The sequence below is a fragment of the Mesorhizobium sp. M7A.F.Ca.US.011.01.1.1 genome (genome assembly GCF_003998295.1).
GTDB lineage: Bacteria > Pseudomonadota > Alphaproteobacteria > Rhizobiales > Rhizobiaceae > Mesorhizobium.
Map to the genome: position 1 here is coordinate 18,807 of NZ_RZRT01000066.1, position 9,929 is coordinate 28,735.

Annotated in this window: 10 protein-coding genes and 1 pseudogene; 7 read left to right on the plus strand and 4 right to left on the minus strand. The window is 59.2% G+C overall.

The features are described from left to right. Positions 1-46 precede the first annotated feature (46 nt). The 3 genes from EOA13_RS32035 to EOA13_RS32045 are packed head-to-tail and all read right to left on the minus strand — an operon-like array spanning position 47 to position 3,043. Positions 47-1,219, minus strand: coding sequence for a mandelate racemase/muconate lactonizing enzyme family protein (locus EOA13_RS32035; protein ID WP_127297355.1), 1,173 nt, complete (start codon positions 1,217-1,219; stop codon positions 47-49). A gap of 25 nt (positions 1,220-1,244) precedes the next feature. Further along, positions 1,245-1,922 (minus strand): GntR family transcriptional regulator, encoded by a 678-nt coding sequence (locus tag EOA13_RS32040; RefSeq protein WP_127297356.1) that lies wholly within the window; start codon positions 1,920-1,922, stop codon positions 1,245-1,247. Then, positions 1,919-3,043: an Ldh family oxidoreductase gene (locus tag EOA13_RS32045; protein WP_127297357.1), complete on the minus strand. Its 1,125-nt coding sequence runs from the start codon at positions 3,041-3,043 to the stop codon at positions 1,919-1,921. Before EOA13_RS32045 ends, EOA13_RS32040 begins: the two co-directional genes overlap by 4 nt. A 192-nt stretch (positions 3,044-3,235) precedes the next feature. Here EOA13_RS32045 and EOA13_RS32050 point away from each other — a divergent pair. The 7 genes and pseudogenes from EOA13_RS32050 to EOA13_RS32075 form a co-directional block, all read left to right on the plus strand. Beyond that, positions 3,236-3,750 (plus strand): annotated as a pseudogene (locus EOA13_RS32050) (ABC transporter permease subunit); the annotation flags it as partial. Between the two features lie 118 nt (positions 3,751-3,868). Continuing rightward, positions 3,869-4,234 carry a recombinase family protein gene (locus tag EOA13_RS39610; RefSeq protein WP_348629774.1) on the plus strand — a complete coding sequence of 122 codons (366 nt, stop codon included), beginning with the start codon at positions 3,869-3,871 and terminating at the stop codon, positions 4,232-4,234. Continuing rightward, complete coding sequence (locus EOA13_RS39615; RefSeq protein WP_348629775.1) at positions 4,132-4,518, plus strand: recombinase family protein; 387 nt, start codon at positions 4,132-4,134, stop codon at positions 4,516-4,518. The genes EOA13_RS39610 and EOA13_RS39615 overlap by 103 nt, the downstream gene beginning before the upstream one ends. Further along, positions 4,499-4,678 carry a hypothetical protein gene (locus EOA13_RS32060; protein WP_127297358.1) on the plus strand — a complete coding sequence of 60 codons (180 nt, stop codon included), beginning with the start codon at positions 4,499-4,501 and terminating at the stop codon, positions 4,676-4,678. Before EOA13_RS39615 ends, EOA13_RS32060 begins: the two co-directional genes overlap by 20 nt. 433 nt (positions 4,679-5,111) lie before the next feature. Further along, positions 5,112-6,227, plus strand: a complete 1,116-nt coding sequence (locus EOA13_RS32065) for a Fic family protein (protein WP_127297359.1) — start codon at positions 5,112-5,114, stop codon at positions 6,225-6,227. Positions 6,228-6,870: 643 nt separating this feature from the next. Next, positions 6,871-7,740, plus strand: a complete 870-nt coding sequence (locus EOA13_RS32070) for a flavodoxin domain-containing protein (RefSeq protein WP_127297360.1) — start codon at positions 6,871-6,873, stop codon at positions 7,738-7,740. A gap of 863 nt (positions 7,741-8,603) precedes the next feature. After that, positions 8,604-9,644, plus strand: coding sequence for a sugar ABC transporter substrate-binding protein (locus EOA13_RS32075; protein WP_164780471.1), 1,041 nt, complete (start codon positions 8,604-8,606; stop codon positions 9,642-9,644). An 83-nt stretch (positions 9,645-9,727) separates the two neighbouring features. Here EOA13_RS32075 and EOA13_RS38415 read toward each other — a convergent pair. Continuing rightward, on the minus strand, positions 9,728-9,929 hold a 202-nt coding region (locus EOA13_RS38415; protein ID WP_206535338.1), incomplete at its 5' end, for a hypothetical protein.

The window sequence follows — 9,929 nt, forward strand, 5'->3', positions numbered from 1 at the left end:
CCGGAACCGATCGAACCATTTTTTGGCGGTCCCGGGGCTGCGATTGTCAGGCGTTCTTCTTTTCGATGGTTTCACGCAGCAGGTAGCCGTGTGCATCACGACCGGTGAACTGGCTGCCTTTGGGATCCTTGACCCGGCCATCCTTGAGCGCTTCGTAATTCGGCGTGAAGCCAAGGCCCGGCGCATCCGGGATTGTCATCTTGCCGTTCACGGGGTCGGGCGTGCCGTTGAAGAAATGCTTTCCGGTCATCCACATGCCGTAGTGGAATTCGACCGGGCCGCCATTCATCACGCCTGCCAGAATGTGCATGTTGAAGATCGGCCAGCCGCCGCCATTGGCCATCGGCAGGTTGAAGGCCTGGGCGAGATGCGCCACTTTGAGCGCTTCGGTGTAGCCGCCATTGTAGAGAACGTTCGGCTGCAGCACGTCCACCGCGTGGTGGACGACGAGTTCGCGGAAGCGCCAGCGGTTGCCTTCCATCTGGCCGGCGGCGATAGGTATCTTGACGCGACCGCGCAGGTCGGCAAGCGCACGCGCATCGTTCTGCTGGATCGGTTCCTCGAACCATTTCAGGTTCGCGTCTTCTACGGCCTTCGCCAGCATGAAGGCCTCATGCGGATTGAAGTAGCAATTGGCGTCGATCATGAGGTCGACGTCGGGACCGATTGCCTCGCGTGCGGCATAGACGCGACGCACATCGTCCTTCCAGGTACGCGTCGGCTCGCCGCCGACGACCATCTTCAGCATGGTGTGCCCGTCGGCCAGAAACTTCTTGGCATAGTCGGCGATCTGCTGCTCGTCGAAGAACGGGTAGCCAAATGTCGCATAGGTGTAGGCCTCGCGGGAATAGCCGCCCAGCAGCTCCGAGACCGACTTGCCGACAATCTTGCCCTGGAGGTCCCACAGCGCGATGTCGATCGCCGAGAGAGCGTTGGAAATGACACCGGTATAGGCGCGGTTGTTGAGCTGCTTCCATACTTTGGAGTGGATCGCCTCGGTGTGGAAGACATCCATTCCCTTGATCAACGGAAAGATATGATCCTCGATGCAGGGCATGGTCGACCAGGGCAGGAACTGGCCGGTGCAGCCGAGCCCCTTCAGACCCGTGTCGGTCTCGACCTCGACAAAGACGAACATGCGAGATTCGATGGATTCGCCAATGCCAGGCAAATCGATCTCGTGGCGATGCAGGCTGGCTGTGATGTTTGCAATTTTCAAGTGAGGTCTCCTTGGGATAAATGGATCATATGGCGACCGCGGCGGGCGCCGTCGTTTCGATGGACGCTTTCCAACGCGCCTTGCCGTTAAGGACGTGCTCGCTCCCCCGGCGCCGCGCGAGTTCGGCGTCACCGCATTCGATCGCCTCGACGATTGTGCGATGCTCCAGATTTGTCTGGCCGGGCGATGACAGAGAGCGCCGCAAGGAATGGGTCTCTCGGATCAGGTCGTTGTAGACGCGATGCGCGCAGGAGTGGTCGGCTATGCGGCCGATCAGTTGATGAAGCTCGAGGTTGATCTCGTAGTAGTGCGCGATCCTGCCGGCGGCGATCGCCATGTCCATGTCATCGATCAGGCGCTTGAGCTTTGCCACGTCGGAATCGGTGCGCCGTTCCGCAGCCTGCGCGCACATCAATCCGGTGAGCAATGAGCGCACGTCGTAGTTTTCGGCGATCTCGCGGTGGGACATTTCACGTACGAAAACACCGCGCGCCGGGACGAACACAAGAAGCCCCGCCTCGACCAGCGCACGCGTCGCCTCGCGCACCGGCGCGCGGCTTACCGCCATCTGTTCGGCAAGCACCGCCTCCTTGATCCTGCTGCCGGGCTGCATGTCCCCCGCGAGGATCATCCGCTCGATCTCGGCGTAGACGCGAACGGCAAGACTTGCGGTTCGCTCGATCGGCCTTGCTGCAAAAGTCATGCCTTGCCCCTCGTTTCTCTGCCGCCAGTAAACTGAAAACTGTCGACAGTAAAATCGAGGGGAGAAAGCACCCAGTCCGCGCCGGATTCCTGTGCAATTTGATACAAGCGCCGATGGAGGCCAGGCCCGATGGGAATGCCGGCCTTCTCGCGCTCGGCGCGGACCCTGCGCTCAGGGTCGCCCGCCACCTGGACGGGCTTCAGCGGGTCCACCGGGGGCGTTGCGCGCAGGTCGTGGCAGAAGCGGGAAACGTCGGCTCGGAAGTCCGCTATCGGACGGAACAAGGCGGGGTTGATGGCCATGAAGAAGTGGCCGACATCAAGGCCCCAGGGCTGTTTCGAATGGTTGGGATCGGTGATCAGCGTAGAGCCGGACAGGCACGAGGCGAGGATATTGACCATCCCAGCCAGCCCGTAACCCTTGTAGCCGGCGCTCTCCGCCGACCCGCCCAGTGGCGACAGGAAGCCTCCTTCCATGACCGCCGCCGGGTCCAGCGTGGGCACGCCCTTCCTGTCCATGCCCCAGCCTGGAGGCATGAGTTGACCTTCGACGATCTTGTTTCGGACTTTGCCGGACGCCACGGTCGTCGTGGCCATGTCCAGCACGAACGGTCGGCCGGGCTCCGCGGGCGCCGCGAAGGACCACGGGTCGGTGCCGAAGCGCGCCGCCGCACCACCGGTCGGGGGGACACGGATGCCGAATACGCTGGTGGCAGCCATGCCGATCAACTCATGATCGGTAGCCATCGTGGTGAAGTAACCCAGCGCCCCGAAATGGCCGGAATTGCGAACCGACACCACGCCGACACCGGCTGCGGTCGCCTTGGCGATCGCGGTTTCCATGGCTGATATGGCCGGCTCATGGCCGAGGCCGCCATCGCCGTCGAGCAGGGCACTGACCGCCGTTTCCTGGACGATGGTGGGTTTCGACTGGAAATTGATCGGCCGTGTCAGACGTCGTTCATTGTATTCGACCAACAGCGCGATGCCGTGGCTTTCGAGACCATGGAGATCGGCCCATGCAAGCACGCCTGCCGACTTCTCGGCCTTCTCGGCGGGCATGCCCCAGGCGCGGAAAATGTTTGCGGCCTGACGGCGATGTGTCTCGAAATCATGTCTCATCGTGATCTCCCGGGCGGGCCGCTCGACATGATCGACATCCATCCGACGACCAAGAATAGGAATGTGCCCAGTCGAAACACAACGTCAGCTTCGATTGATTCTAACGATAGGTTTTCTTCATTCCAAGCCAGGAATAATGGGACCCCTCCGGCCGGACGAGATCAGCCCATCTGTCCTGGCCAGTTCGGTGCCCATTCCAATGTCTTTCGCGGTACGCCACTGCTCGTGCAGATTTTCCTGTTCTATTACGGACTTGGCCAGCTTTCCCTGATCAAGGATAACCCGGCTTTGTGGTGGGTGATCAGCGATGGCGCGCGCTGCGCTGTTCTGGCGCTCGCGCTGAACACGGCTGCCTACACGTGCGAAATACTACGCGGCGCATTGATGTCGGTTCCAGTTGGTCTCGTCGAAGCGGCCCAAGCGTGCGGCATGTCGCGCATGCTGCGGTTCCGGCGCATCGAGTTTCCGCTCGCCATCCGCCAGGGGCTGCCGGCCTATGGCAATGAGCTGATCCTCGTGGTCAAGGGGACCAGCCTTGCCTCGACGATCACGGTGCTCGAAATGACCGGTTTGCCAAACGGCTCATGAGCCAGACCTTCGCCATCTTCGAGATCTTTGCTATTGCTGGCGTGATCAATCTGATGTTGATCGCGATCATCCGCTGCACAGAGCGTTTTCTCATGCGCCACGATGCCATGATTTCGTGACGGCCCTACTCGGATAGGTGATCGGAAATCGGCCTTCCGCACTAGCGCAACCTCGAATTGAACTTCGCTGCCGGCGACGTCCGCTTCCAGGCGGTGGATAAAGGGTTTGGACGTCCGGATGGGTGCGCAAACCCGCCGCTCGCTACGGCGCTGTTTACGGCGCGCTCTCGAAGCCTCCATCGAGGACCAACTGCGACTTTGCCGAGAACACTCATTTAAAGAGAGATGGACTGTCGTTGGGACCTGTGCGGATGCTGCCATCTCTGGTGCAAGCATCGTCCGTCGACCAGACATTCAGCGGCTCCTGAGTGATGCTCAAAGCGGGCAGTTCGAGATCGTTCTTGCCGAGGCGCTTGATCGCCTCTCACGCGACCAGGAAGATTGGCTGGTCTCTTCAAACGGCTGCGCTTCGCCGGCATCAATCTCGTCACCCTCTCCGAGGGTAAAGTGGACGGGCTTCATGTGGGCCTCAAGGGAACGATGAACGCGCTCTTCCTGCGTGACCTTGCGGTTAAGATCAGGCGCGGACAAAGCAAGGTCAAAAAGCTCGATGAAACCGGCCAGCCGATCCGCGGTCTGCGCGAGATTGATGAGCATCAAGCACAGGTCGTGCCCAGAATCTTTCAGGAATTCGCGGTTGGTCGATCATCGCGTGCGATAGCTGTTGACCTCAATAAAGAAGGTATCCCATCGCCGTCTGGTGGCGCTTGGGGCGCCTCGACGATCAACGGCAATCTCAAGCGAAGCCATGAACCGCCAACGGAATAAGAAAGCTGAGAAGCCGTTCATCGACATCGACAGGCAGATCGCCAATATCGTTGATGCCATCGCCGACGGTCTCGACGGCCAGCATGAGATCGAAGTTGCTGGACCTCGAGAGCGAGAAGAAAAGTCTAGGGCGAGACCTTCAAGTCATGGCAGCCGCTGAAAGCATCGTGGAGTTTCACCCGGCGGCGGTCGAGGCTGCCGGAAAGTGTCAGAACTCCAGCGGGCGCTGCAATCCGACGAAAGCGAGCGTCACGAGGCAGCGAGGATTGTCCGTTCGCCAGTTGCGAAGATCGAGATCATTCCGACCGAGGGCAGGGGGCAGATTGAGCTCAAGGTCCACGGTGCGCTGGCGGAACTCCTCAACTTGGCAAACCGCAACCAGGAGAGGCGCCTAACGCCGTATTGATGGTAGCGGGAGACCGCTACATCGCGAGACCCGATTAGGCGTTTGGGCCATGGTGTATTTCGGTGTTCTGGTCAGGGTGGCAGCCTGGCTGCTGTCGCGTTTACTTCCCGCGGGCTGAGGTATAGATAAGATTTCTATAGCTCATATTTTTCGCTAGTATGAGTTATAGAAAGGGGTTCTATAGCTCATGGCATGGAATTGGGAGCAGGCCGACTGGCCGCATTTTACCTACGACAAGATGGCGTTGGACCCGCTGGAAAGCGAGTTCCTATTGCGATCGGGCGAGTTCCTCGGCGTCTTTCGTCACGTCGGTTCCGAGGACCGCGATCAGATCCGCATCGAGCTTATCAGCGAAGAGGCCTTGAAAACGTCTGCTATCGAAGGGGAATACCTCAACCGCGAGAGCCTGCAATCGTCCTTACGGCAGCAACTTGGGCTTGGAGATGAAAACAGACGCATTCCTCCAGCGGAGCGAGGCATCTCCGAAATGATGGCCGACGTGTACTTGCATTTTGCAGAGCCGCTTTCGCATCGCACCCTCTACGCCTGGCACAAGATGGTGATGTCGGGTGAACGGCCCACCGAGACTATCGGCAGTTATCGCCAGCATGCCGAGGCGATGCAGATCGTCTCCAATCGGCCGGACAAGCCCAAAGTGCATTTCGAAGCGCCGCCCTCATCGCGCGTGAAGGCCGAAATGGACGCCTTCACGATCTGGTTCGATGACACCGCCCCCAAAGGCAAGACGCCGCTTCCCGCACTGACGCGCGCCGGCATCGCGCACCTCTGTTTTGAAAGCATCCACCCGTTCGAAGACGGTAACGGCCGCATAGGACGTGCCCTTTGCGAAAAGGCGCTGGCGCAAAATCTTGGCGAGCCTAGCCTGATCGCACTGGCCTATACGATCGAACGTCATCGTAAGGCCTACTACGACAGCTTGGAAGCCAGTAACAAGAGCAATGCGATTACCGGCTGGCTGCTCTACTTCGCCGCCACGATCCTCGAAGCGCAGCGCGTAACGCTCGCCCGCGTCGAGTTCTCCGTCGCCAAGGCCAAGTTTTACGAGCACCATCGGGGTCAGTTCAAGGAGCGCCAGGAAAAAGTCGTCGCCCGGATCTTCCGGGAAGGTGTCGACGGGTTCAAAGGTGGCCTCAGCGCGGAAAACTACATCGCCATCACCCAGACATCGCGCGCGACGGCAACTAGGGACTTACAGGACTTAGTCGCCAAGGGTGCGCTAACAAAAACCGGTGAACTCCGACACACACGTTACACGCTGAATATTCGTGACGATCGCGCGTAAATCCCATCGGTGAAAGAGGCAGGCTGTCAAAGAGCCTGCTTGCCTCAGCATCGGTGAATGGCGGGCAGCTACCCGGCAGGAAGTGGTGGAAGGGTTACGCGCGACAGGAAAACCTAAGAAGAAGAAAGGCGGCGCCATTCTCGCGGCCAGGTCTCGGCTTAGGCCGGTGGACATCTACTGTTATCTGAAAGCTCGCTTTGGCGAACACCGAACGGTTTTCAAAACTTCCTGCGCAAGGATGACAGAGATAACTGGATGCATTGGGACTACAACAACAAACAAGCGAAACCAGCCGATCGCAGTTATTTGACCACGGCCATCTCGTTCTTGGAAAGAAAGTTGTGTCGTTTGGACGAATATTGGAATGTCCGTTTCGTTTGCCATTGACTGCAAAATTCTTGCTGTCAGCCAGCAATATCATTCGTTTGTCTGGGCCAAAAAGCCGATGCAATTGTCGCGCCCGTAGCAGCAATTCCGCCTTGGGATAAGACATTTTCCATGTTGCGGGGGGGGACCATCGGCGCCGTAGCGCCGAAGGAAGCGAGAAGATGACGGGATTGGAATTTCCAGGACCAGGCCTCACCGCCGAACAATGGGAACGCCTTAAAGCCCTGGCGACCTCGCTGAAGCCCGGCCAGGCGCCGTGGATCCGTGGCTATTTCGCCGGGATCGACCATGCGCGTGCGCGTCGTTCGGAGACATTGCTTCTCCATCGGCATCGGATCACTCCGGATCGGCAGCACCGGCTGCGGTTTCTTCGCGATCGCTGACGATCCTGTTCGGCGGTGAGACCGGCAACAGCTCCGGTCTCGGCAAGGCGCTCGGGGAAGCCGTCCGCAGGCAAGGATTTGAGCCAGCCCTGATCGACATGGCCGACTACAAGCCGCGCAAGCTCAAGGACGAGCAGGACATACTGATCATCACACGCACCCATGGCGAGGGCGATCCACCGCTTTCAGGCATGGGCTTCTTCGAATTCGTCGAGAGCCGTAAGGCGCCGTGTCTTGAAGGCGTACGCTATGCGGTGCTGGCGCTCGGCGATTCCACCTATGAACGCTATTGCGAAGCCGGTAAGCGACTCGATCGGCGACTGGCCGAACTTGGCACAGTGCGACTGCAGGACCGGGTCGATTGCGGCGTCGACTATGAAGACGAGGCCGCTGGCTGGATCGCGACTGCCGTCACTAAGCTTGCGCCGGCCACTTTCGGACCAGGTTTACCAAACAGGACGGCTGGCTCGGCAAGCGCTTCTACGGCGAACTTCTATGAAAAATTTTTCGACGCTGCCGGAAAGCGCATCGCGTGGGAGATCGTGCAAGGACTGAATGTTCGCATCAATCAACTGCGGTCGATGACCATAACTTCAACCAATCGCCGGGAATCGGCGATACGCGAAATGACCGCGATCATGAACGCGATCAAGTCTCGCGATCCTAACAAAGCTGCGGCGGCCGCCCGACACCAAGTCGAACAAGCCTGGTCTATCGCGCAACAATTGTTGCGCTCGCGGTGATTTTTTGTGAAGCCCAAGCGGTGATGCAAGCTCCCGACCCCGGCCGGCTGATAATGTGAGCTGACGGCAATAGTTTCTCCTGGCGATGTTTTAAAGATTGCCTGATTGTCCAAGGGGACAGCTATGCGTTCGAGTGAAATACGAGGCCGCTTTCCTCACTCAGCTCGCTGTCAGGATAGCAAACTGCAGGAAGCATGACTTGGCCTCTGTACGGATACCGCTGGAGACGGCGGGACATTCGTCAATCGGGACGGCGTGCGTAGAGAAAAATCCAAAGGGGCGGGATTAACGTCCTACCGTGCTCCGTGAACAGGTCATGAAACGATAGGTGCCGCGTTTTGACATGATCATAGAGCTCGGGTCGCCACGCCGCTGAGCGTTCGCGGACACGTGTGATCTACTAGGGATACGCCGAAGAGCCTTGCCCTTCAGCGTAGCGGAGGCACCGCTCTGTGGGTCCGTACGACCGCTCGGGATAAACCTGTTCCTGCTCCAGCCGGCGATTCTATCGCCTCGCGCCCGCCTTCTTTTGGCTTGCTGGCCAAGGCGGTAACGCTATCATGACGTCCCTTGGCTGTGCTGCGGCCAACCTGATCGTTTCGGAACGCCTGCCTGTCGGCCTGCTCGCTAATGGACTATCCGAGCGGGATACTTCGTCGGCGCGTTGCCCAGCCGTAGTCGGGTAAACCGGCGGGTATGCCATCGGTGGATGCCTTCCACAGCTGTAGTGCAACTCCCGGCTGAGACAACGCCCTGCCAGGACGGATAACCAGCCAACTCAGGTTTGTTATGTTTAAAAACAATCAAAATGGACCGCAAATTAGATAATGATAGACATATCAAGCGAGCTGACATATTGTCAGATGGAGGCTGACATCGGGAAAGTGGCCTCGATATCTTGGGAGGAGATAGAAATGAAACCGAAGCTATTTTTGCGGGCGTCCGCTGCCGCCCTCATCACGGCAAGCTGCTGCGTTGCCTTCAGCGCATTCGCCGGTGACAAGCCCAAGGGGCTGATGCTCTTTTCGTATCTCGGCGATCAAGCTTATGTGCGCCAGTACAACGTCGCCAAAGGCCGCGGCAGCAAGATCGAAGACGTTCAGATCGACGTTAAATCGGGCACCTCGCGCGGCGACGTCAACTTCTTCATTCAAGAGATCGTCAACGCTCCCGCGGAAGGTTACAAGGTTATCGCCGTCAACACCGGCGCCACCTCCAAGGAGCTGGTAAGCGCGCTCAATGATGCGACCAAGCAAGGCATCAAGGTGCTGTCCTTCGACGGCGCGCCGCCGCCGATCGATGATCTCACGGCTCAGGTGAATTATGATCCGGTCGGGGCCGAAAAGGCGGTTGTTCAGGAGTTCACCAAGCAGCTCCCCGCAGGAGGCGAGATTGGCGTCATCCGCTGTATCGCTGGCCTGGCGGACACCGACGCATTCATCAACGCTTTCAAAGATGCCGTGAGGGATACGAAGTTCAACATCGTTGCCGAGGGCGACGCCCGCTGCGATCCCGAGAAATCGCGAACGATCGCCGAGGGCATGTTGAATGCGCATCCGAATCTGGTCGGCATCTACGACATCTTTGACGTCTCCGCGCAGGGAACGCTGCAGGCGCTCGAGGCGGCCGGATCCAATGTCATCGTTGGTTCGGTCGGCGGCCAGGAATATGCGCTGAAGGCGATCGCTGCGGGCAACAAGAACTGGAAGTTCACGGTGCCTTATCCGTTCGAGGTGATCGCCAGAACAGCCACGGACACCACCGCTGACCTGGTCCGAGGCAAGAGCGTTGAAAAGCTCGTGGTGGTGCCGGCGCAGCCGGTCCAAACCTCGGAGAATGCCGGCGGCATGCTGAAGACGGTCTCCGACGTGGTGGCCGGCAACGTTGATGACGTCGTGAAATAGCGCCACCGATGGAAGCGCATGTCGACAATGCGGGGAAGTCGCCCGACACGGGGGCAGGGCGCCGCGACCACCTCTCCGTCCTGCTATGGCTTCTGCAGGCCGGGCCGATCATAATTCTCGTAACCCTGGTCGTGGCATTCGGCCTGCTTGCCCCGCATTTTATTTCGGTGCGCAATCTTCAGAACCTCCTGGCCCAAAGCGCGATTGTCTGCGCCTTGGGCCTGGGGCAATTCCTCGTGATCCTGGTTCGCGGTGTCGATGTTTCCGTCGGCAGCGTCATAGCCC

Coding starts and splice junctions, on each gene's coding strand:
- EOA13_RS32040 (WP_127297356.1), bottom strand. CDS start 1,922: ATGACTTTTGCAGCAAGGCCGATCGAGCGAACCGCAAGTCTTGCCGTT.
- EOA13_RS32045 (WP_127297357.1), bottom strand. CDS start 3,043: ATGAGACATGATTTCGAGACACATCGCCGTCAGGCCGCAAACATTTTC.
- EOA13_RS39610 (WP_348629774.1), top strand. CDS start 3,869: ATGGGTGCGCAAACCCGCCGCTCGCTACGGCGCTGTTTACGGCGCGCT.
- EOA13_RS32060 (WP_127297358.1), top strand. CDS start 4,499: ATGAACCGCCAACGGAATAAGAAAGCTGAGAAGCCGTTCATCGACATC.
- EOA13_RS32065 (WP_127297359.1), top strand. CDS start 5,112: ATGGCATGGAATTGGGAGCAGGCCGACTGGCCGCATTTTACCTACGAC.
- EOA13_RS32075 (WP_164780471.1), top strand. CDS start 8,604: ATGGAGGCTGACATCGGGAAAGTGGCCTCGATATCTTGGGAGGAGATA.